23 protein-coding genes are annotated in these 23,504 nt (G+C 42.3%); 18 read left to right on the top strand and 5 right to left on the bottom strand.

What is annotated here, in order from left to right:
• The first annotated feature begins 2 nt into the window (after positions 1-2).
• The 8 genes from FLK61_RS15780 to FLK61_RS15745 all read left to right on the top strand — a co-directional run bounded on the left by FLK61_RS15780 (position 3) and on the right by FLK61_RS15745 (position 9,456).
• Positions 3-1,277, top strand: a complete 1,275-nt coding sequence (locus tag FLK61_RS15780) for a TRAP transporter large permease (RefSeq protein WP_176010325.1) — start codon at positions 3-5, stop codon at positions 1,275-1,277.
• 37 nt (positions 1,278-1,314) lie between these two features.
• Positions 1,315-2,928: a PucR family transcriptional regulator gene (locus FLK61_RS15775; RefSeq protein ID WP_176010324.1), complete on the top strand. Its 1,614-nt coding sequence runs from the start codon at positions 1,315-1,317 to the stop codon at positions 2,926-2,928.
• 109 nt (positions 2,929-3,037) lie between these two features.
• A complete protein-coding gene (locus FLK61_RS15770; protein ID WP_176010323.1) occupies positions 3,038-4,297 on the top strand; it encodes a Zn-dependent hydrolase in 1,260 nt (419 codons plus the stop codon).
• Positions 4,294-5,076, top strand: coding sequence for a dihydroorotate dehydrogenase electron transfer subunit (locus FLK61_RS15765; RefSeq protein ID WP_176010322.1), 783 nt, complete (start codon positions 4,294-4,296; stop codon positions 5,074-5,076). Before FLK61_RS15770 ends, FLK61_RS15765 begins: the two co-directional genes overlap by 4 nt.
• Complete coding sequence (locus FLK61_RS15760) at positions 5,073-5,993, top strand: dihydroorotate dehydrogenase (RefSeq protein ID WP_176010321.1); 921 nt, start codon at positions 5,073-5,075, stop codon at positions 5,991-5,993. Before FLK61_RS15765 ends, FLK61_RS15760 begins: the two co-directional genes overlap by 4 nt.
• Positions 5,990-7,420 (top strand): allantoinase AllB, encoded by a 1,431-nt coding sequence (gene allB / locus FLK61_RS15755; RefSeq protein WP_176010320.1) that lies wholly within the window; start codon positions 5,990-5,992, stop codon positions 7,418-7,420. The genes FLK61_RS15760 and allB overlap by 4 nt, the downstream gene beginning before the upstream one ends.
• Positions 7,417-8,157, top strand: a complete 741-nt coding sequence (gene nfsA / locus FLK61_RS15750; protein ID WP_176010319.1) for an oxygen-insensitive NADPH nitroreductase — start codon at positions 7,417-7,419, stop codon at positions 8,155-8,157. Before allB ends, nfsA begins: the two co-directional genes overlap by 4 nt.
• A gap of 15 nt (positions 8,158-8,172) precedes the next feature.
• Entirely contained in the window at positions 8,173-9,456 is a 1,284-nt protein-coding gene (locus FLK61_RS15745; protein ID WP_176010318.1) for a CapA family protein, read from the top strand.
• A gap of 862 nt (positions 9,457-10,318) precedes the next feature.
• Here FLK61_RS15745 and FLK61_RS15740 read toward each other — a convergent pair.
• Together FLK61_RS15740 and FLK61_RS15735 are read right to left on the bottom strand one after the other, a co-directional pair.
• Positions 10,319-10,918, bottom strand: coding sequence for a response regulator transcription factor (locus tag FLK61_RS15740; protein ID WP_176010317.1), 600 nt, complete (start codon positions 10,916-10,918; stop codon positions 10,319-10,321).
• Positions 10,918-12,048 carry a sensor histidine kinase gene (locus tag FLK61_RS15735; RefSeq protein ID WP_176010316.1) on the bottom strand — a complete coding sequence of 377 codons (1,131 nt, stop codon included), beginning with the start codon at positions 12,046-12,048 and terminating at the stop codon, positions 10,918-10,920. Before FLK61_RS15735 ends, FLK61_RS15740 begins: the two co-directional genes overlap by 1 nt.
• 626 nt (positions 12,049-12,674) lie before the next feature.
• Here FLK61_RS15735 and FLK61_RS15730 point away from each other — a divergent pair.
• Positions 12,675-13,136 (top strand): hypothetical protein, encoded by a 462-nt coding sequence (locus FLK61_RS15730; RefSeq protein ID WP_176010315.1) that lies wholly within the window; start codon positions 12,675-12,677, stop codon positions 13,134-13,136.
• Positions 13,137-13,325: 189 nt separating this feature from the next.
• Here the strand turns inward: FLK61_RS15730 and FLK61_RS15725 are convergent, their stop codons facing one another.
• The 3 genes from FLK61_RS15725 to FLK61_RS15715 all read right to left on the bottom strand — a co-directional run bounded on the left by FLK61_RS15725 (position 13,326) and on the right by FLK61_RS15715 (position 16,830).
• Complete coding sequence (locus FLK61_RS15725) at positions 13,326-13,871, bottom strand: GrpB family protein (RefSeq protein WP_176010314.1); 546 nt, start codon at positions 13,869-13,871, stop codon at positions 13,326-13,328.
• A gap of 78 nt (positions 13,872-13,949) precedes the next feature.
• Positions 13,950-14,999, bottom strand: coding sequence for an IS1595 family transposase (locus FLK61_RS15720; protein WP_176010313.1), 1,050 nt, complete (start codon positions 14,997-14,999; stop codon positions 13,950-13,952).
• Positions 15,000-15,471: 472 nt separating this feature from the next.
• Positions 15,472-16,830 carry a transposase gene (locus FLK61_RS15715; RefSeq protein ID WP_176010312.1) on the bottom strand — a complete coding sequence of 453 codons (1,359 nt, stop codon included), beginning with the start codon at positions 16,828-16,830 and terminating at the stop codon, positions 15,472-15,474.
• A 417-nt stretch (positions 16,831-17,247) separates the two neighbouring features.
• On the opposite strand from FLK61_RS15715, the gene FLK61_RS20250 reads away from it, so the two are divergent.
• The 9 genes from FLK61_RS20250 (at position 17,248) to FLK61_RS15675 (ending at position 23,273) form a co-directional block, all read left to right on the top strand.
• Positions 17,248-17,382, top strand: a complete 135-nt coding sequence (locus FLK61_RS20250; protein ID WP_283811860.1) for a hypothetical protein — start codon at positions 17,248-17,250, stop codon at positions 17,380-17,382.
• 42 nt (positions 17,383-17,424) lie between these two features.
• On the top strand, positions 17,425-17,733 hold the full coding sequence (locus FLK61_RS15710; RefSeq protein ID WP_176010311.1) for a hypothetical protein: 309 nt from the start codon (positions 17,425-17,427) through the stop codon (positions 17,731-17,733).
• 445 nt (positions 17,734-18,178) lie between these two features.
• Positions 18,179-18,421, top strand: coding sequence for a tetratricopeptide repeat protein (locus FLK61_RS15705; RefSeq protein WP_176010310.1), 243 nt, complete (start codon positions 18,179-18,181; stop codon positions 18,419-18,421).
• Between the two features lie 308 nt (positions 18,422-18,729).
• Complete coding sequence (locus tag FLK61_RS15700; RefSeq protein ID WP_176010309.1) at positions 18,730-19,035, top strand: hypothetical protein; 306 nt, start codon at positions 18,730-18,732, stop codon at positions 19,033-19,035.
• Positions 19,036-19,640: 605 nt separating this feature from the next.
• Entirely contained in the window at positions 19,641-20,000 is a 360-nt protein-coding gene (locus FLK61_RS15695) for a histidine kinase (RefSeq protein ID WP_176010308.1), read from the top strand.
• A 449-nt stretch (positions 20,001-20,449) separates the two neighbouring features.
• On the top strand, positions 20,450-20,842 hold the full coding sequence (locus FLK61_RS15690) for a polymorphic toxin type 17 domain-containing protein (RefSeq protein WP_176010307.1): 393 nt from the start codon (positions 20,450-20,452) through the stop codon (positions 20,840-20,842).
• Positions 20,843-20,853: 11 nt separating this feature from the next.
• The gene (locus FLK61_RS15685) at positions 20,854-21,186 is read left to right on the top strand and encodes a hypothetical protein (RefSeq protein ID WP_176010306.1); all 333 of its coding nucleotides are present in this window, start codon (positions 20,854-20,856) and stop codon (positions 21,184-21,186) included.
• A gap of 302 nt (positions 21,187-21,488) precedes the next feature.
• Complete coding sequence (locus FLK61_RS15680; protein WP_176010305.1) at positions 21,489-23,015, top strand: RHS repeat domain-containing protein; 1,527 nt, start codon at positions 21,489-21,491, stop codon at positions 23,013-23,015.
• A gap of 63 nt (positions 23,016-23,078) precedes the next feature.
• Positions 23,079-23,273 carry a hypothetical protein gene (locus tag FLK61_RS15675; RefSeq protein ID WP_249777614.1) on the top strand — a complete coding sequence of 65 codons (195 nt, stop codon included), beginning with the start codon at positions 23,079-23,081 and terminating at the stop codon, positions 23,271-23,273.
• Positions 23,274-23,504 lie beyond the last annotated feature (231 nt).

The following is a 23,504-nucleotide window of genomic DNA, read 5'->3' as shown; positions in this document are numbered from 1 at the left end:
ACATGATTACGATTCTACTAATTCTCATGATCATTCTTTTATTTATGAGTACACCCATTTTTGTTGCACTTGGCTTGTCATCATTTATCGCGGTGCTTTTCGCAAGCGACATTCAGCCAATGATCCTTATCCAGCGACTCTTTGGTGGCCTTGATCAATTTGCGTTAATGGCACTCCCGTTTTTTATTTTAGCGGCAAACATCATGGACGTCGGTGGGTTATCGGACCGTATCCTACGCTGGTCTCGTGCGCTAGTTGGACACGTAACAGGTGGAGTGGCGATGACAACTCAGGTAGCCAGTATGTTCTTTGGAGCCTTATCGGGGTCTAGTCCCGCAACGGTTATTGCGATCGGTAAGATCATGTATCCGGAGCTTTTACGAGGCAAGTACCCAGCATCGTTTTCGTCAGGTTTGATGGCATCAGCTGGTGCTGTATCACTTATCATTCCGCCAAGTATTACGCTCATCATCTTCGGCTCTGTTACAGGAGTCTCCATCAGCTCCCTGTTCATGGCAGGAATCGGCGCTGGACTAATCTTTGGAATATCGTCCATTATCTATATTTACTTTTATGCAAAAAAGCACAACCTGCCTAGGGATAAACGAGCTTCCTTAAGAGAATTCTTGCTTTCAACGCTAAGTGCGTTTTGGGCACTTCTTATCCCGGTTATCATACTCGGTGGTATCTACTCTGGGATCTTCTCTCCAACAGAGGCAGCTGGTGTATCAGCCGTTTACGCGCTATTCGTGAGTGTCGTTATTTACCGAGAGATGACGATTAAAAAGTTTTACGATGTGTTAGTCAGCTCGGCTGTGACAACGGCTCAAGTGCTCGTGTTAGTATCGGCGGCGCAAATTTTAGGCTGGGTATTAACGAGAGGTGGCATACCTCAACAGATCTCTGCCTTTATTTCAGAAAATTTTACGTCGATTATTCTCTTTTTACTCGTTCTAAATCTCGTCTTACTCGTGTTTGGCATGTTTATGGAGGGTGTGGCAGCTATCATCATTATGGCACCGCTCGTATTCCCAGCGGCTGTTTCACTCGGCATTGACCCTGTGCATTTAGGCATTATTATGATTTCAAACCTTGCTATTGGGATGTACACACCACCATTTGGTATTAATATATTCGTTGCACAGTCCATATCCAAAATAAATATGATTCAAATGATGCCGGGATTAATCAGGTTCTTTGGGGTTAACCTTGTGGCACTTGCCATCATCACTTATATTCCAGATGCGTCACTATTCCTTGTAAATATACTTAGATAACGACACGATTTTCGACAAAACGGTAGGGGGTCTTCTCATGGCAATTACAGTGGAGCAGGCGATGAAAATTGAAGGGCTGAACGAATGTCACATTCGCGCCGGATATAAGGGAATATCGAAGCTTGTGAAGCATGTGACGATCATGGAGGTCCCTGATATTGTGCAGTGGTTAAAAGGGGAAGAGCTCATGCTTACTAGCCTCTATTCGATTTATGATGACGAGAAGGCGCAGGGAGAGCTGATTAAGCAGTTGCATGAGAAAGGCACCTCGGCTCTTGCGATTAAGCCGCACCGATTTATTGCAGATATTCCAGAGATCATCTTAAAAGAAGCGAATAAATACGACTTTCCGATTATCGAAATCCCTAAGGAAATCCCGTATATCGATATTTTATCTCCGGTGATGAAGCGGATTTACTCGAACCGTGATGTGCTTTATGAGGATTTACAGGGTGCGTATCAGCTCATGAATGAAACGAGCTTAAATAGAGGCGGCATTCAGCGTCTCCAGCAAATTTTAAGTGATTTTATTAAGCACGATGTGTTCATTGAGAGTTTTGTCCCGTACGTAGGCATATCCGAAGGGCAAGAAAGCTTAGCACCACTTGAGACGTGGAAAAAGGATGAACTTGAGCACATGCAACGACCAACGAGCGTGGAGCGCGTCGATCGGACTACTGGAGAGGCCGTCTCCTGTATCGTTGCCCCAATCGTCATTGATAATGTGTTGTACGGAACGATAACGAGCGTAGATAGTGACGAGCTACAAATTGATGTGGCATTAGCCATATTAGAGCGAGCGTCGACGCTTTTAGCACTCGAATTTATGCGGAAAAAAGTCACGCATGAGCTTGAGCAACAGTATAAAAGTGATTTCTTCTATGACCTCTTTTTCTCGCAAATCCAAAGTGAGAGTCTCATGGTCGAAAAAGGACAGCTATACGGATTTGATTTAAATAAAAAGTATTTATGTATGGCGATTCAATTTCGCTTTGATAAACAAGGTGGCTTAAAGCCTATCGCGCATACCGTAGATCAGCTCGAGCTTATTTGTTCGCAGCGAGAAAAGGATGCGATTATCGGTTCCTTCAAAAATGGCGTGTACGTTTTATATCCAACGGCAGGAAAAAAAGTTGACCGCATTCATCAAGAGATCACGCTGTTATATAGAGAGCTTGATCGCATCGTCCAAGCAACGTTTTATATGGGAATTGGACGCCCGTACTTTGAGATTGGGAATCTCCGTGAAAGTCTTGATCAGGCGGAGCGATCGGTTGTGCTTGGTCGTACCTTCTTTGAAGAGAAACGGCTCGTCTTTTATGAAGATCTTGGCGTCTATCGCTTATTTGCCGAAATTAAAAACACCGAGGAAATGCATCAATTTTTTGGTGAGACGGTGAACGCATTAGTGGAGTATGACCGCGATCATGATTTAGAGCTAATGGAGACGTTACGCGTCTACTTTACGCACAATGAGTCACTTAATCAAACGTCAAAAGCTCTGTTTATTCACGTAAATACACTGAAGTATCGCTTGCAACGCATCAAACTGTTAACGGGCTTAAGTGTCCAATCCTCGGAGGATAAGCTGATGCTTCACTTAGGCTTAAAAGTATTTGACTTTATTAAAAATGACTATCGATATCAATGAAATGATCATAGGGTTAATTGTCTCTTTCGACATCGTACCCTCCCTATAATTATGGGAAAATTCAGTTAATAGATTTTCCTATAAAAAAGGTAGAGAAGGAGGTACTGGCATGGAGCAATCAATAGAGAGAGTGGGACGCATGCTGTCGGCAATCAATAAAGTCGGACACACGAAAAATGGACAGCAGCGGATCGCGTATACAGCAGAAGAAGACCGTGTCTTTGAGGTAGTTGCAGATTGGTGCAAAGAACTCAGTATGACAGTCCGCATGGATCAAGCGGGGAATTTAATTGCACGGCGGAAAGGACGCCAAGATGATTTACCAGCAATTGCGATTGGATCGCATTTAGATACGGTGTATACAGGTGGCGGCTTTGACGGGACTATAGGTGTCATAGCAGGTGTAGAGATAATTCACCGCTTAAATGAGGCACATGTGGAGACCGAGCATCCAATCGAGGTGATCGCCTTTCGGGCGGAGGAATCGTCTCGCTTTGGCGTCGCGACAATCGGAAGTAAAGCGATGGCTGGCACGTTTGACACGGAACGACTCCAGCACGTCAAGGATCGGGATGGCGTTACGCTTAAAGAGGCGTTACAGCAAAAGGGTCTTCACGTGGAGACGATGAACGAGAGTAAACGAACGAGAGAAGAGCTGCAGGCGTTTTTTGAAATGCATATCGAGCAAGGCCCCGAGCTCGAGCAGGCGAAAAAGCCAGTCGCTATCGCCTCTGCTATTGCAGCTCCGACAAGGCTATCGATAGATATTATGGGCAAGTACGCACATTCAGGAACGACGGCGATGGATAAACGAAAGGATGCGTTAGTGGTAGCCTCTCACCTTATTCTTGCCGTGGAGTCCTTTGCGAAAACGGAAGCAAGCTTAGGTACGATCGGCACGGTTGGAATCGTGGATGTGGACAATGGTGCGATGAATGTGGTACCAGGGCACGTCACGCTTAAGGTAGATATTCGTGGAATTAATGTGGCATCGATCAAGCGAGTAGTGGAAGCTGTTTATGAGAAAGCCGAAAAGCTCGCATCGGATCAAAAAGTGGCAATCGAAGTCGAGGTCATTAGTGAAGAGGCTCCTGTGCCACTGAGTGAGAGATTACAACACACGTTAAAGCAAGCCGCAGGGAGTGTTGGGATCGCACCGATCACAATTCCTAGCGGTGCCGGACATGATGCCATGAATCTCGCAGCATTTACAGATAGCGCCCTTTTATTTATTCCATCCCGTGATGGAGTAAGCCATCATCCGGAGGAATACTCCTCCATGCAAGACATCGTTTGTGGAATAGATGTTTTAGAAGAAGCGGTAAAGCAAGAGGCAGTGGCGCACACGAAGGAGTTGAACAGTCCATGAAGGCTCATCACTTACCAATACTCGCGAATGTCCAAGTTAGCGCTCGTTATTGGCATATGACGGTCGACGCTAGCGCGATAGAGGAACCGATTCGACCAGGTCAATTTTTTCATATTCGTTGCGGGGATAGTCTATATCCCTTCCTACGAAGACCACTAAGTATTTACCGGATTAATGCAACAACCATCGAATTCTTATATCTCGTTAAAGGGCGAGGGACAATAGAGATGTCAAAGCTTCAAGCAGGCGATCAGCTTGACGTGGTTGGTCCTCTTGGGCAGGGATTTACGATTCCTTCCGATGCGAATTCGATCCTGCTTATTGGACGAGGGGTTGGTATTGCAACCCTTGCTGCCTTAGCGCAGGAGGCAGCGATAGAAGGCGTGCAGTGTACGGCGATTTTATCCGCTAGGTCTCGAGATGATTTGCTTGCGGCGGATATGTTAAGCGAGCTTGGTGCTACGGTCATCAAGGTGACAGAGGAGGATAATACGAGCGACGTGCTGCAGGTGTCGGCCTTGATTCACGAGCTCATGGTGAAGAGTGCAATTAGCGCCGTGTATACGTGTGGATCGAAACGCCTTTCCCTCGTTGCACAACAAATCATCGAGGAGTATGGGGTGTTTGGCGAGATTGCATTAGAGGAGCATATGGGCTGTGCGATGGGCGCCTGCTTTGCATGTGTCTGTGATATTCGCAACGACCAAGATGGTGTCTCGTCTGTCCGTGTGTGTATCGAAGGCCCTGTTTTCCCATTAGAAAAGGTGGTGCTTGCATGAACGCACAGTTAAATATGGAGATACAGCTAGGCTCGCTATCACTGAAGAATCCAATCATGCCAGCATCCGGCGCGTTTGGGGCAGAGATGCATCAGGCGTTAGATTTTGAGAAATTAGGTGCACTCGTGCCAAAAAGTATCACCATGCTTCCGCAGCCAGGTAACAAAACGCCACGAATTTGCGAAACGCAGGCGGGGATGATTAATTCGATTGGGATTCAAAGCAAGGGGCTCGAGTATTATATGGCTCATACGATACCAGCATATGCGGCGTATGATGTCCCGCTTATTTCGAGTATTTCGGCTAACTCGATTCAGGAATTTGCGGATATGTCGGAAATCATTGCGGGGAACGCCTCGGTCGGGGCATTAGAGCTTAATATATCCTGCCCAAACTTAAAAGGAGACGGTCACGCTTTTGGGATGGACGCAACAACGACAAAAGAGCTTGTGCAAGCAGTTCGTCAGGTGACAGAAAAGCCACTCATCACAAAGCTCACGCCAAACGTGACGAACATTCAAGAGATTGCTTTAGCTGCTGAAGAGGGTGGTTCTGATGCGCTGAACGTGGCGAACACGATCTTAGCCATGGCGATCGATCCTCATACACGCAAGCCGCTCATAGGGAATGTTATGGGAGGGCTATCAGGGCCAGCAGTAAAGCCAATCATTGTGAGAATGATTTATCAAGTGGCACAAGTGACGAGGCTTCCGATCATTGGGTGTGGGGGCGTCATGACAGGGCTTGATGCCATCGAGATGATGATTGCTGGAGCATCAGCTGTGCAAGTGGGGACAGCAAGCTTTATTAACCCTACAGCCATGCTTGATATTTTGGAGGAAATAGAAGCATATATGGTTACGCACGAGATCGATGATCTTTCATCAATTATTGGGACAGTGGAGGTGTCAGCATGACAAACGTACAGTGGGACACAAAAATCATCGACGGACTGCTCGTAGAGAATGGACGTATTGTCAAAGGGACGATCTATATCAAAAACGGAGAAATTGCCGCAATCGCGCAGGAAGATACGCTTGGTGAGGCAAAGGAAGTGATTGATGCAAAAGGGCTTCACGTGTTACCTGGCCTCATTGATACGCACGTTCACTCTCGTGATCCCGGTCCCACCTATAAAGAGGACTTTTACTACTCGTCTCAAGCGGCAGCAGCGGGTGGTATTACGACGATTTTAGAAATGCCAAACACGACACCCCCAGTTTCTGACGTAGAAAGCTTTGATAATCAAGTCGCGAATTTATCAGGCAAGGCGCACGTAGACTTTGGACTTTGGGGAATTTGCGTCGGCGATCTAAATAAAAAAGACATTGCGCCTTTGCACGAAAGAGGAGTGATTGGCTTTAAATTCTTTTGGGGCTATGCGGTTCACGCAAAGACGTTCCAGCTGATGTATAACTACAAGCCAGGGATGGAGGATGTGATCCCACCCTTTGATGATGGGGAAGTGTACAGCATGATGAAGGAAGTCTCGAAGACTGGGAATCTCTTTGCCGTGCACGCAGAAAACAATCATTTAATTCAAGCATTCACGAGAGAGGTTGAAGCAAGGCAGGGGACAAGCTATGACGACCTTATTCAAAGTCGACCAGAGCTTGTAGAGGTAACGACCGTACAATCAGGGATTGCGATGGCAAAGGATCTTGGCACAAGACTACACATTTTACACGTGAGTAGCGCGGGAGGAGTCGATGCGGTAAAAGAAGCGCAGGAAGCAGGCTATCCAATTACAGTAGAAACGTGTCCTCACTATCTATTCTTATCCGACAAAGACTACGACCACGTCGGTCCTCAAATGAAGGTATACCCGCCCGTTAAATATGAAAAGGATCAAAAGCGTTTATGGGAACGGGTCAAGGATGGAACGATCTCGCACGTTTGCTCCGATCATGCACCTCATACAGAAGAAGAGAAGGACGGGGAGCTATGGTCCATCCCCGCTGGTATGTGCGGAGTAGAAAGCTTGGCTCCACTCCTATTAACTGCCGTTCACGATAATCGCCTTCTGATTACAGACATTGCTCGATTGTTAGCGGAGGAGCCAGCTAAGCTTCACGGAATTTATCCACAAAAGGGCTCCTTGCAGGTTGGGACGGATGCGGACTTTACACTTGTTGATTTGCAAAAATCAGGAACGCTAAAGCGCGAGGAATTGCACAGTAAAAGTAAAGTGACAGCGTACGATGGCTTCCCTCTACATGGCGTGCCCGTGCGGACGATTGTACGAGGTAAAACCGTGATGAAGGACGGCGCAATCGAAGGGGAGGCTGGATACGGTCAGCTTGTCACGCCAGCTAGTTCTCGCAAGGAGGCAGCACTATCATGAGAGGTGATGTACTAACGACGATGCAGGCTCATCGCTCCGTACGGCACTTTACGGAAGATGTGGTCTCGGACTCGCTCCTTATGGAGATCATTGCTGCTGCGCGATGTGCCCCAAGCTCCCATCACCTGCAAGCCTACAGCATGATTCATGTGACCGACCCTAGTAAAAAACGAGTACTTCGTAAGCTATGCGGCGACCAACGTTATGTCGAGGAGGCACCAGTATTTCTCGTATTTATTCTCGACTACTACAAGCATTTTCGTCTAGCCGAAACGTATGCAACGGACTTTGCTATCCATGAAGTGGAGAACCTACTTGTGGGAGCGGTAGATACAGCGCTCGTCGCACAAAACACTCTCTTAGCAGCGCAGTCGAAAGGGTTAGGTGGCGTGATGATAGGGGGCATTCGTAATGAAGCGGAGCAGGTGGCGAAGCTACTTGAGCTTCCATCTTGGACCGTTCCGATCATGGGCATGTGCTTAGGCTACCCCTCTAAACAGCATTGTCAAAAGCCGAGACTGCCTGCTGGAGGCTCACTCCATCACGATCGCTATCAATTTGAGCAACTCGACAGTGCGCTAAAGGACTACGAAGAAACGACAAGAACCTATTATCAAACACGAGAATCGAATCGAAAGGATCACGGCTGGGGCTATCAAACCGCCCATTATTTAAAGCAACCAAGACGCGAATCGCTCACAGGCTTCATTCAAAGCCAAGGATTTCGACTTAGGTAGAAAGGGGAGAATTTCATGCGCATCATCCTGACTGGAGACAGCTTTATTACTCGCCGAACCGCTCACGACGATCCCGCCGTAAACGAGCTTCACGACTATTTCACCAAAGCAGATATCAGGTTCACCAACCTCGAAGTGACCACTCACGATCATCAAGGCTACCCAGCACCTGTGAGCGGTGGGACGTGGGCGATGGCCCCTCCAAATGTACTCGACGACCTCCTCCAGTATGGCTTTACGATCATGAATATCGCCAACAACCACACGCTCGATTATCTCCATGACGGCCTGCTAGCTACGGAGAAGGAGCTCACGGCGCGCGACATCCCTTACGCCGGAGCGGGGAGGACGCTGACGGACGCAAATTCTCCCCGCTATGTGGAAACAAAGGCAGGACGCGCAGCATTTATTGGAGTAACAAGTACATATAGTTCTGGATGGGAGGCAAGTGATGCAAACCGCTACGTCTCAGGTCGACCTGGGGTCAACTTCTTAAGATCCGACGCCAAACACGTCGTCACAAACGAGCAGTTTCAGGTGTTAAAAGACGTTGCATCTGCGACATCCATTAACTCCGATCAAGAGCTACTAGTGAAAGAAGGCTTTGAGCTAGGTGGGGATGGGGATGAGGTAACAGTGGGCAACATCCGATTTACTACTTCGGAAAACGTGAAGGGAGCGAGTCGAGTAAGGGAGCCCCATAAAGCAGACATGAAGCGCTTGATCGCCTCTGTGAATGAAGCAAAGCGACAAGCCGATGTCGTAGTTGTCAGCATTCATTCTCATGAAATGACAGGCACAGCCAAAGACCAGCCCGCAGACTTTATCCAACAAGCAGCAAAAGCCTTAATTGATGCAGGAGCTGATTGCATTGTCGGACACGGTCCTCACATCCTTCGAGGTATCGACATATATAAAGGAAAGCCCATTTTTTATAGCCTCGGTAACTTCATTTTTCAAAACGACTCCGTCACGCACCTACCTAAAGCATTCTTTGATAAATATGGTTTAGCTGAGGAAGCAACGATAGCAGACGCATTAGATGCACGCAGCCACGGAGGCACAAAAGGATTAATCGCCAATGACGACGTCTGGACGTCTGTTGTGGTAGATATGACATGGGAGAATGACCAATGGACTCAAATCTCCTTACGCCCCATCGACTTAGGTAAAGATAAGCCACGCTATCAAATGGGATTTCCTACATTAACGAATGATCAAGAAGTAATAAACCGGATTGGTAGATTATCCGAGCCGTTTGGAACAAAGATTAATAAAGATGGGGAAGTAGTGTGCTGAAATTAGGTGAGGGTGTTAGGAAGGAGCGGTATTTGGTGCTTGGAAATAGTGCCTGTCACTTGTCGAACTGAGTTCATAAAGTGCTAACTTAGTTAGTGCAGCTCTCTGAGCTGTCAGCCCTTCGGACACTCTACAACATCCATAGGGCCGGTCTTTGAGCTTCCTCGTTAGCAGAGCTCGACTGCCGTCTCCCTCTAAACGCTTCCTGCGGGATCTCAAAGACCTCTCTCCCCTATGGATTGTCTCCGAATGTCCTACGGGTCTGCCAGCTCTGCGAGCGAGTTGATGAAGTGCTGCTTACTAAAGAGCTTCTTTCTATGTTAATTTGTAGCATGGCAGTTTGTTAAATAGAAAAAATGAACCGTATCAGGAATTATTGAACCGTGTGCAAGATTTATGAACGGTATGAGAAATTTATGAACCGTATTCTGGCTAAATGAACCGTATACAAAATTTATGAACCATAATCAACATCCATCTTCTTTTATATAGGGTTAAAAGGATCTTTGACTTAAACAGTAAATTTTATGACGAACTAGCACGTATATTGCTAGCACTTATTAACTCGCTCTATCAAAAGCAATTCAAAAACAGAATTTATAGAAGCTAGTCTACAAAAGCATGACTAAAAAACCTTCCAACAATAAATAAAGAAGGTTAAGCTACATATTCAACGTACCGAAGAGACCCGAAGCGGCGAGAGCGTACTACCAGTGTGGCACTAACGCGCAGCGAAAATCCTTTCGAGCGGCCGCTGGCCGATCGAAATAGTTGAGCAAGCAAACACAGGTAGTTGCGAACGACGTGAAGGGGACCGGAGGTCCCGCTTTTGATCCTGACCTCCAACATGCCCAAACCGAACCTACCTCAACCACCCACGATCCTTCCCCTTCGAAATCGCCTCAATCCTGTTCGTCACCTCAAGCTTATCAAAAATAAGCGAAATGTAGTTCCGCACCGTCCCATTCGTCAAATGCAGCGAAGCTGCTATTTCCTTTGTCGTCTTCCCCTCCGCAATCAGCTTCAGCACATCCGACTCGCGCTCCGTCATCGGATTAGGCTCATCAAATGCAAGGTCAATCAACTCAGGCGCATACACGCGCTTGCCGTTCATAATTGTCCGAATCGAATTCGCTAAATCATCGCTCGGGCTATCCTTCAATAAATAACCATTTACCTTCGCTTTTCTCGCCCGCTCAAAATAACCAGCACGAGCGAACGTCGTCAAAATGATTACCTTACAGCCGTGATCCGCAAGCTCTTCAGCCGCATCAAGGCCTGTTTTAACAGGCATCTCGATATCCATGATGCACACATCTGGATCCTTCTCCCTGACAAGCTCGACTGCGTCCGCGCCGTTCGACGCCTGACCAACGACTTCCATATCCTCATTTAAATCAAGCAAGGATCCAAGCGCACCCAAAAGGAGCTGCTGGTCCTCTGCAATCACAATTCGAATCATCACAAAGCCTCCTTACGATGCGTCTGCACGATCTTTGGCACCTGCATCGACACAAGTGTGCCACCGTCAGACGTAATCTCAAGCGTCCCATTAATAAACTCCAAACGCTCGCGCATCCCTGTAATACCACTTGACGAGTGCGTATCTCGAGCTACAGGAAATCCATCTCCGTCATCTTTTACTCGCATCATGACGTGATCTTCCCTATCCTCAATCACCACGTCGCACGCCGAAGCCTGACTGTGCTTCACAATATTTGTGACAGCCTCCTTCAGACACATACTCAGCGTATTTTCGACCAAGAGAGGCACCTCAAGCTCACTCGTGCCATCAACCGTCAGCGTTATATCCGCAACATCCAGAATCTCCCTGATATGAATTAACTCATCGGAGAGCCTAATTCCCTTCATGTCAGAAACGAGTTCACGGACTTCCATCAGTGCGAGTCGAGCGGTCCGATTGATATCCCCAATTTCCGCCTTCGCCTGTTCGGGACGCACCATCACCAATTTTTCGGCCAAGTCACTTTTAAGTCCGATCAAGGAAAGCTTTTGTCCGAGCGTATCATGGAGATCACGTGCAATTCGTTGACGCTCCTCCGTCACCATAAGCTGAGAGATGCGTTCGTTCGCATGCCGTAGTTCAAGCTCCAGTTGCTCCTGTTTATTGCGATTGTAGACGGTGAAGGGGAGGAGGCAGACCCCAATGACGCTAATCACGATGAACGGCAGTTGCATCATAAACATGTCATCCTGCAAATAAAAGCCGAAGCCAACGGCAGTTAGTGCCGTAATAATATTGATCACGTATAGGCTAATAAATCCGCCGAAGTGGCGAATGTTGCCGATGAAAAAGGCAAGAAACAAGAAGAAATACACATACCCAAAATATAGCGTCATGCCTGTACTTATTATAAGACCAAGGCTCACGGACACGTAAACGGTCCAGCCGCGTTTAATAAAGGATAGGCGATAGATCGTAAAGAAGAGCACGATCATCATAATGCCAAGTGTAATCTCAATCGGCGTGGAGTACCTAAGGACAAAATAAAATGGTAGTAAACAAAAGATCAGCCATGCATATAAGCTGAGGCCGGTGTTTTTAGGGAAAAGATGAAACCAGTTTGGCATAGTGACGCCCCCTTTCTTTTAGTTTATCAGAAGACCGCGTGATTTTCGCGGTCTGAAAAGCATCACAAAAAGATTGCGGGTTTTGCGAGCTTTTTGAGCTGGCCTCGCAGTTAGAAAGCAGTGGGTGATTTTGCCGCTGCTTTCAGGCTAGCGGTTGATGCTTACCTTTAATATAGAAGAGCATAGTTTATGAAGTGCTAACTAGATTAGAGCAGCTCTCCGAGCTGTCAGCCCTACGAACACTCTACGACATCTATGGGGTCAGAGGCTGAGCCTATTCCTATGGATTGTCTCCGAATGTCCTCCGGGTCGGTAAGCTCTATGAGCAAGCTGCTAAACTCTGCTAATTTTATTCGTTGTATTATTCATAATAAGCTACTATAAGAATATCTTTGTTATGAATCTTAAAAATAAAATGGTGATAATTTTATTTCATAGATTGTGATAGATTGCATTAGTCAGGAAAAGTACAAATTGTTTTTGACATGAATTGCTCGTGCCTGTCACTTGTCGAATTTTAAGCAAAATAAATAGTATGTCAAATAAATACTTCCATATGCCAAGCAATTTAGAAGAGGACATAATTTGCTGAGGTCAATTGGATAATAATGAGAGGTAATGATAATATGAGTAGAGTAAAAATTGGTGATGTTTTTAAAATTGAAGTCTCTCAGGGAAAAGCCTACTTCCAATATATATATAATGATGAGGTTTGTGGAGAGCTAATTCGAATATTACCTGAAATATACGATAGTGATTTCGATGATTTTTCAAGATTGGTAAAAGGTAATACGAAATACCTTATTCATTTTCCGTTAAAAGCGGCTTATAATCGAAATATCGTATCGTTTATAGCAAATCACGATATACCTAACTCTTTCAGTCTTCCTAAATATTTTAGAGATGATAAAAGGGATAAAGATGGACACCTCATTGCTTGGCAAATTGTTAACTATCAAACATTGCAAAGAGAAACAGTTGATCAATTAACAGAAGAACAAAAGAAGCTTTCACAATGGGGGACGTGGAACGATACATTACTTATAGAAAGAATTTCCGAGGATTGGACTTTAGATGATTGGGTTTAAGTAAAAAGCTAATATAAAACTTTTAAATATTACTAAGCGAAGAACCTTGATTGACTGCAAGCCAATCAAAGTTCTTTTTTTAAAGGCTTTGTTAAAGTTTAATATTGTTTTTTACTATGATAAAAGGACTTCCATATATTAGGAAGTCCTTTTCGTTGTTATTAGTGGCTTCTTCAACTAACGCACCCGTTAGTTGAATATCACCTTATTTATAAAATCAGTCTTTGCTTCTGTATATTCCTCACGGTTTTTATTAAATTCCTGTGCTAATCGACTTTTTAGATTAGCGTATTCCTCAACAAGGTGTGGATTTGTTCTTAATTTATTTCTGAATATAAGTTGTTTTTCCCAACGTTCTTCTCCTTCTTGCAGAAGATGCAAGTGGGCAACTCGTTTATCTTTCTTCACTTTAACAAAAAATCTCCTCCAGGGCTTTTTGTCTAATTCAGGAGGTACATAGTGCCAGTCGTTTGAAAGCAGATGTTCAGCTATTTTGTTGATTTGTTCTAAAGATGGAATAGAAGCCATTAAGTCGATAATAGGTTTAGCTGGCAAATTAGGGATTGCCGTACTCCCAATGTGCTCTATTTGCTTAACACCAAAAGGTGAGAGTAGAATGTATAGTTCTTCTCTTTCCTGAATACCTTTGTTCTTCCACATAGCATTAGGTTTTTTTATCTCTATTGCTTCAAATGCCCATACTGGGATGTTATTGTGGTCATCACTATTCACCATTAATTCTTTCCTCCTATTATTGTTTGGTCATTTCTGTACTTAAACTAACCTGCCCCGTTAGTTGAATAAGAAATATAATTATTTCGTGAACTTAGATAACCTTAGTTTATCATATGTTTCGACTATTGGAATTAAATTCCCTTTAATTATCATATCGTTTACCGTCACTTCGTTCATTTGGTGCTGAATGCTCTCAAGCACCTGGAACCACGTAAGATAATTATCAAGATACTTGGTTGCTACACCGTTAAATCGCTGTATCCATCCTTTCAGTCTACTGTGATAACTGTTGACGTTTTGGATATGATAAAGACCCTTTGTGCGGACTTTGCCATCTGATTTGAACTGATAAATGGTCATTCCTTTGTCAGTAGCGTAGGTTCTAAACGCTCGCCAGGAATCTGTACATAATACATTTTGAGATGACAGTTTTTGACCAATGGCTTTATCCAATTGCTCTTTCTTTATTCTGCCTACACCAAGAGTTGTCGAAACTGTATTTTTGTCGCGGTCTCTTGCTACTAATACACAGACCTGTTCTTTGCTGATACCACTTTTCTTGGCTGTTCCGCCACGTTTACGGGGTTTTCTGCCTGTAATTTTCTTCTGCCCTTTTTCAGAGTACAGGAAATAGGTCTCGTCCATTTCAACGATACCTTGAAAATTTACTACTTCAATTTGTTTCAATGCTGATAGTATTTTGTGTCTCCAGTAAAACAGCGTGACGTGTGTTACCCCTTTAACCATCTCGGCTGATTTACGGAGAGAGTACCCATCAATCATACATTCAATAAATTTTATCCATTTATTCAGACGGCGGGTTCTATAGAGTGCGGTGTTGGTTAAATCGGTGAAAGTGGCAGTACAGGATTTACAGTGATAACGTTGTTTCTTTACTTCCTCGCCATCTACAAGGGTAGTGTATTTGCCGAATCTGACAACGTGTTTGGATTGGCAGTGTGGGCAGGTATATCCCTGTTTATTTTTGCGTTCAGAAATCTCTTGTAAAGCGTTTCCTGTTGAAGATGAAGCAGTGAGAGCATCGATAAGAAATACTCGCAGCCGTTGTTTCTCTGCTGGATTTAATTTTTGTATCTCTTTGAGAATATCAGTCGCTCTCACTGTCATCACCAGCCCTTAGTTGATACTTTTATTATAGAACAAATGTTCGTTAAATTCAAATATCAACATTAACCTTTAACATAGCCTTTTTAAATAGAAGCGTCTCCTTCTTATTTTTGAGATGATCATTTTAGCTAGTAGATGCAAGTGCATTATACTAGTAATAGTTATTAAATCAATAATAAAAAAAATATTTATAACCATTACAGAATTACTTTTCATTTATCCACTAAAAAAATAATTGTATCTTGATCTCGGAAAATGAGGTTATCTTTATAGACGTGACTGGAACATAAAAGTGTTTGTTTGATTGATAAAAATAAATATACCTTAAACGTGCTCCACTAACGGAGGATAGGTTAAGTAAATTACTCGATTCTCGATTTCAGTTTTATTTTACTTAAATGAATCAATTTCATAATGCCTCTTTTTAAATAGAATCAGAGAGGCAGAATTTATTTTCTTCCATTTTTTCAACTTATGCAGGTTGTTTTTGAAGGTTTAATCTAGCGTTTATGCGATCTGCAGCTAGCTTTGAAGCATTATAAACGAGCGTGACCAAATCAACGTGAACTTTCCCACGTTTACCTGTTCGATAACGGACATTATCTAGTTGAAAATATAACTTCAAATACGCGTTTACGCGTTCTACGGCAGTGCGACGCTTGAAAATGGTTTTCCAAGCTAATGAGCCCCTGGCTGGTGCGGTATATTTACGAAGGTCTGTCGTGATTTTTACTTTATACACTTTTTGGCTCATGCCTTCATGTAAAAGAGGACAGTCATGACATTCCTTCGGATGTGTGGACTTGAGTGTTTCGTATTTCTTGTCATAGCTATCGTATCGATAGGAGTGTTCACGTAAACAAGTTGGAGCGAAATGTTTATCGAACCCTTCGGGTTCAGGTTCATTACGCTTGTTATATGCAATGATGGATTGCTGACCCATCCGATGCACCTGTTCATAAATCGGTTCGAAGTCATATCCTGCATCCATCGTTTGATATTGTAACGCCGGGAGATCCAGGCGCTCTTGAATCCCTTTTAATAAGGAAATGGCAGCTTTTCCATCATTCAAATTGCCAGAAGAAAAAAGGGATCGAAGAATATACTGGCTTTCTGTTCCCACAGCTAAATGCGCTTTATAGCCAAACCAAAAAACGTTCTTTCCTTCGCTGTTCTTCTTTACACCCCATTCAGGCTGTTGAGGTACTGCGGCAAGAAGCTCGTCTAAAGAAACGTCTAATTGATCTTCTATTTTCTTCTCAAAAAGAGTCAGGTTCGCTTCGCGTTCTGCTTGTTCTATGACCCATTGTTCTCTTTCTTCTGTTGATTTTCGTCCGCGTTTCTTAGGTTCTGCTTTAGGTTTGCCTTCTTTTGGAGGTGCTTGATCTTTCGCTTCAAAGTGAGTGGCATCTATCGCTACAGTATCATCTGTGACAAACCCTTCGGTTATAGCTTGATAGAGGATCTGTTCTTTCACCTTTTCAAGAGCATCCGATTCACTAAGAATAGTCACCATTCTTGAATAAGCCGACTCAGAAGGAACAGAATCAGAGACTAAAAAGCCGCAGTCTAATCGGAACATGATATCGTTTTTTAATCGTTTCACGAGATCTTTTACAAAAGGAATTCGCTCAGTTATACGAGCGACCAGCGAGTAAATCATTGCCGCATAATTCAAGTCTACCGGCCTGCCAAATCGGGATTTCTTCGTTACCACAGCGAAGATAGGGTCAATATTAATGGCAGAGAAAACACCTTCAAATCGTTGGGTAGGTTCCATATCATATAATTCTTGTAGTCCAAACAGGGTTCCTTGCCTTATAATAGTCATAGGGAGACTTCCTCCAGTCTTATAAGTTTGTGTGGTAACTACTTATTTCGACATTTGGGGAGGTACTCCTTTTTTTATTGCTTAAAAGCCTTGAGCCCGTAGGGCTCATAATTATGAAATTGATTCAAATGAATGATTAATGCCAATGTTTCTTATAAAATCCCTAATAATTCCTCAAGAGTAATTGACTACTTTAATTACAATGTGTTTTGAGGAGCTTAAACGAGTAAGTTATAAAGCACGAATGTATGACCAGCAGCATGACAACCCTTAAAAAGTTCACGTGTCAGCATGCACAACATATTCGTACGATAAAGTGAACCAATTATTGCCATAATGATCTCTTGCGTATACAGAAACACGACGTCACGTGGGGACACGAACTTTGTCTACAAAACGGACCGAGAGCTCACAGAAGTGAAGCGCGCAGGTGCAACCATTGCGACATATGACTATAACCATCATGGCATGCGCACGAAGAAAGTAACCGGTTCTCGCACAGAGCACTATTACTACACAGGGAAAGATTTGGCGTACATCACCGATGGATAAAACCGCATCCGCTCAAGCTTTGTCCGAGATGCTCTTGGTCAATTGATGACGTATACGGATCATACCGGAGCTTCGCCAAAAACATATCTGTATGTGCTGAACCATCGTGGCGATGTGCTTGGTCTTCGTGACGAGGATGGAATCATGGTTGTCACCTATACGTATGATGCGTATGGGACTATCATCGGTCAAACTGGAAACGGCCTAACTGGTGATGGCCGTCTTTTACAAGCAAACCCATTCCGTTATGCGAGCTACTTGTATAATGAAGAGACTAGCCTATACTACGTGCAGACTCGTTATTACGATGCCGATACCGTTGATTATCTTCTTAGCAAAAGCAGGGTTTAAAGCCTATACAGCATACACTACCTACAAGGCGATTAAGAATGATCCTAGTATGAAGAATATCCTCTTAAGCCTCATGCCTGGTGGAAAGATCACGCGTATGGGTGGGAAGAAGATTCTGAGGATGGCTAAAGAAGCTAAGAGTAAAAGTGAAAATACTCTAAGTCTTCCAAAAAGTTATCAAATCTAATAAAAGCGTTGAAGGGAAATTTTCAATTAGTGGATACAAATTTAGATTCGACACTAATAATTTTTTTTTAGATGAAGGTGGATTTCATATTCATATTTATAGAAGTGGAAAGGAAATAGCAATCAAAGGTACGGGGGGGGGATGGGAGAAAACACATAGAGGTAAGACACTATTAGCACCCTCCCAAGTAGATAAAACACTAAGGAAAGAAATAAATAAATTAGTAAAACATGCTAAGAAAAGGTTGTGAACGGTTAAATGGAAAATAATTATGAAAAAAGCGCTTATTTATATGGAAAGGGAGCAGGTAGCTTTAAAAGAGGTGAATTCGATGAGGCTTTAAATTATTACCAACAGTCGTTAAAACTTGATAACCATTCTAGAACATATGCTAGAATATATGAATGCTTACTAAGTTTAGGTAAAGACGAAGAAGCAAGACCGTACATTGAGATTGCTTACAACATGAATAAAAACCATGATAAAGTGGCAATTCAGTAAGCTAATGAGTTAGTTAAAGAGAAAAAGTACCATGAAGCTATTTTTATTTTAGAAAGCATATTAAAAAGAAATACCTCATATAACCCTGCTAGGAAACTGATGGAGGACACGTTCAAGAGAAACGTTTAGAAAGCCTGATAGGGTATCAACTTAAAGTGATGGGAATTTAATTTATGAAAAAAATTTAATAGAGTAATGGGGATCGATAAAAATGGAAATAGCCTTTACTACGTTAGAGTAGTAGTTGATAAAGCAGGAAATCTTGTAACTGCGTTTCTCAAGCAGGTTTTAAGTAAGGAGGTTTCTAAATGGGTCTTGATATAGTTTTGTATGATAATGATAATAAAATTCTAGGAGTTACAGAAATTGATTATGCACTTCACGAAGGTTTATTTCAAGAAAACAACAATTGGAAAAGTTTTCTGTTTCTGAGGAAGTTAAGTGATTATTATTTAACAGATATTACTTTCGATAGAAAAGAAATAGATAACTTAATAAGCGATTTAGATTATATTAGTTTATTTATATCAAAGCAAAAATTAAAAATGCTAGAAAAACTAATTAGTTGTTTAAGTGATGAGAATATTAAAAAAATCCATATAGCAGGTGATTAATATATAAACCTTGAGTGAATTTTTATTCCTCAAGGCTTTTTCTTTGGTAATTTGTATAAAATATAATAATTGTATAAATGCACCATTAGTTAACGGGCTCTTGGCATAATAGTGCCTTTTTAGAGCAGACTATGGTTCTATTTGTATAATATACAGTTAAGATAGTTAGACGTACAATACTTTGAAAAGTATGCCCTAATTTAATGGACTTCCACCGCAATCCCATCCCTAATATCATCAGCTAGGTCTATTCTTTAAGTAAAAAATACGTTTTACTAAGGGTACGGTTAAAATTCCATCAAAAACTAACTACAGAAGTTTATATATAGATTAAAATTAATTATTGAAAATACTAGAAATTAAATCATGCTATTACACAGAAATACGAAGGAATAATGAAGCGGGCAGGAATTTATACCTATCAAGTGAAGTATTTAAGAGAAGTTGATCCAACAGTTCTCCGATAAATCACTAAATAATGGATTAAATAGGGCAAGTCATTGGGAAGAGCTCCTACAGCTCAAGAGATTAGAAATTTTGCAAGACATTTAGACCAAAAATATAATAAAAATCGGCACTAAAACAATAAGGAGTGAAGTATTATAATGGATAAGCAAAGGTTATTATTTGAGAGATTAGCTGAAATAAAAGACTATTGGGTAAATGCTTCAAGCGAGAAACTTGTCGATAAATCTGATTTAGTATGGTCTGATGTAGAAAGTTCATATCAAATACTTAAACAAAAACTTTCAAGCGAAGCGGAAAGGGATGCGTATGAAAAAGTAACTGATAATATTATTGAGGGAGTAATACACTCAATATTAGTTATGATTGATGGTGGAGATGAATTAGCCGATAAATTACTCCTTGATTTAACTGAACGTGAAACTAATAAGTCGCTTTCAGAAGAAACAGCATTACATGAAGAGTTTTTTAGTTATTTGTTAGAAAAGGAAGAGGAGTAGTAAGAAGGAAGAACCTTTAGAATTATCTAGAGGTTCTTTTTTAGAGAGGAGGAGTCTACATAAGATTTTGTGTAGATGAAATCTGTTGTTAAATTTGCTGGAGCCTATCACTTGTCGATTTTTATCGAATTAAAATGTGTATAGCTCTTTCAAGATTATTTGATAAGACTAAGAATAAAGAAGAATATCCCGCTGTCAATGGCAAACGAAATACGTTAACCTATACCTATAACGAGGATGGCGACGTCGAGACGTATATGCACTCGAGAGTGGGACAAACACGCTTCACCCACATTGCTTCTGGAAAATCGAACAGTGCCGAGGGTCCGCAAGAACAACGTATGGATTACATGTACGATGAGTCTGGCGGAATCTAAAAAAGTATTTTTAAAACTAAACGCAGAGTCGTATTGTATAGCACCTACAAGGTGATCAAGAATGATCCGAGTATGAAGAATATTCTGTTAAGCCTCATGCCTGGTGGAAAGATCACGCGTATGGGCGGGAAGAAGATACTGGCCTTTGCCAAGGGTAATAAGGGTGGGGGTAAAGCTGTATTAAGTAAAAAATCAGTATTTAAAAATGCACAATTGCCTACGAGTGGTAAAATTAGATATGTACCATCTAGCAGTTGGACACCTTCACAACCTCTCCCTAAAATAAATGGTGGCTACATTGATAAATTTGGTAATGTTCGGAAAAAAGGTCCATCTAGAACTAAAGGGCAGTCTTTTGAATGGGATGTTCAACTTTCAAAAACAGGAAAAAACCAATTGGGACATCTGAGTAGGGATGGTTCACATTTAAATGTCTCATTGGATGGTAAAATTACTCATAAGTAAGGTGATATAAAATGTTTGTACGATTATATGTAAATTCAAAAAATGAATGCCAAACTCGATCAATTTTGGGAAGTTTTATAAAAAAATTTCAACCAATACTAAAGAGTCAAGAGATACAAAGGATTGAGGCTTATTGGAAAATAGAAAATGTTTATGTAGTGGAAATAGACCTATCGCTTCTAGATGGGACAAATGAGGTTGAACTAAATACGGTTTTAATGAGTATTTCGGATAGGTGGTTAGAATTTGGGAGTCCGACAAATGAATTTCTAGCCTCTGAAACAACTGAGGGATGTAAGTATATTTTAAATGGTCTTAAAATGGTAAACATTCATTTGGAATAATGAAAAAGCCTTGAGAGAAAGATAGTATTCTCTTAAGGCTTTTTACATAGGGTGGAGTGCCGAATGAAAGTTACTTACCAATGATTATTTACTGGTGTCTGGTCACTTTTCGAATTTTGTCGAATTAATGTGTTTATAGCTTTTTAAAGTTTATTTGATAAGACTTACAAATAAAGAAGAGTATCTCGCTGTTAATGGCACACGAAATACGTTAACCTATACGTATTTCAGTTGGACTTATCCGCTTTACCCACAATGCTTCTGGGAAATCGAACAGTGCCGAGGGTCCACAAGGACAACGTATGGACTACATGTACGATGAGTCTGGCGGCATCAAAAAAGCATTTTTAAAACTAAACGCAGAGTCGTTTAGTACGTATTATGACTACAACCCGGTTGGACAGCCGTCGCGCATTCGTCAAGAAAATAAGCATGGCGACGTCGTGTCGGATGAGCAGCTCACGTTCGATGAGAATGGGCATATCACCGAGGTGCGGTCGTTATCAGGAGCACGCGTCACGTACGAATACGATAACGACTACCAGCTACGTAAAGAGAAACATCGCAATGCCGCTGGCGCCATCACGCTCGACCAGTCCTATGAGTACGATTTCTTAGGCAATCGTCTATCGAAGATCGTTGGCGCAGCTCGCACAACGTACACGTACGACAAAGCGAATCACCTGCTTCAACAAGGATCCCTCACGTACACGCACGATCACGTTGGAAACACGACGTCACGTGGGGATACGAACTTTGTCTATAACACGGACCGAGAGCTCACAGAAGTGAAACGCGCAGGTGCAACCATTGCCACGTATGACTATAACCATCATGGCATGCGCACGAAGAAAGTAGCCGGCTCTCGCACCGAGCACTATTACTACACAGGGAAAGATTTGGCGTACATCACGGATGCCCAAAACCGTATCCGCTCGAGCTTTGTCCGAGATGCCCTCGGTCAACTGATGACGTACACGGATCATACCGGAGCTTCGCCAAAAACATATCTGTATGTGCTGAACCATCGTGGCGATGTGCTGGGTCTTCGTGACGAGGGTGGAATCATGGTTGTCACCTATACGTATGATGCGTATGGGACTATCATCGGTCAAACCGGAAACGGCCTAACTGGTGATGGGCGTCTCTTACGAGAAGCGAACCCATTCCGTTATGCAAGCTACGTGTATGATGAAGAAACAAGCTTATACTACGTGCAGACGCGTTACTACGATGCCGATACCGGGCGATTCTTAACGCGCGATATCGTAGCAGACACAAACCTGTACATTTACGCAGACAACAACCCGGTTAACTTTGTCGATCCGGATGGTCGCGTGCCGATTCCGTTGATTATCTTCTTAGCAAAAGCAGGATTTAAAGCTTATACCGCGTACTCTACCTATAAGGCGATTAAGAATGATCCGAGTATGAAGAATATCCTTCTAAGCCTCATGCCTGGTGGGAAGATCACGCGCATGGGTGGGAAGAAGATACTGGCCTTTGCGAAGGGTAATAAGGGTGTAGTTAAAGCTGCTGATAAAAAGCTATTTAGAAGATTTGATTATCACTTTGAAAAGCATGTATTAGGTAAGCATGGTGGTAAAAAAGAATTTAGAAATATCACTCGACAACAATATCTTAATAGAGCATTAGACTTGGCAACATCAAGAACTAATAGTGATGTAGTTAGGAGAACTCTCTCAGGAGGAAGAGAAGCCACTTATAGACACTCAACTAAAGAATTAGTTATTGTTCATAATGGTAAAGATATCGGAACTTTCTTTAAACCAGATAAAGGTTTCAAATATTTTCAAAATTTAAAGTAAGTTGGTGAGGAAATGTTCATATGTAACGTTTGTGGTTTTGATAAATTAGAATGGCCGCAATATTTGGAAGATGATGAACCCAACTTTGTTATTTGCGACTGTTGTGGTTTCCAATCGGGGTATGATGATTTAGATCAAGGATTAACTTTTGATGAATATCTAGATAAATGGATTAAAAGAGGGGCTATTTGGGTAGATGAGAGTAAAAAACCAAAAAAATGGTCTCTTGAAAAGCAATTGAAAAATATTAAGAAATAAATGTTTAGAAGTATGCAGTAAAAATTAGTAACTGTTTATTTTGATAGTATTGCTTAAGTCCTAAGAGATCAATTCACTTAGGACTTATTTAAATGGTGGTGGAGTTACTAATGAAAAGCACTTCCCAAAGATTATTTACATAACTAATACTCTATGTGTATAGAGAATTACTAAATTATCCAGACGCACTAAACTTTGAAAAGTATGCCTAAATTAATAAACATCAACTCC

Origin of the sequence: Paenalkalicoccus suaedae, assembly GCF_006965545.2 — a bacterium.
Taxonomy (GTDB): Bacteria; Bacillota; Bacilli; order Bacillales; family Salisediminibacteriaceae; genus Paenalkalicoccus; species Paenalkalicoccus suaedae.
This window is presented reverse-complemented; position numbering and strand designations above follow the sequence as displayed.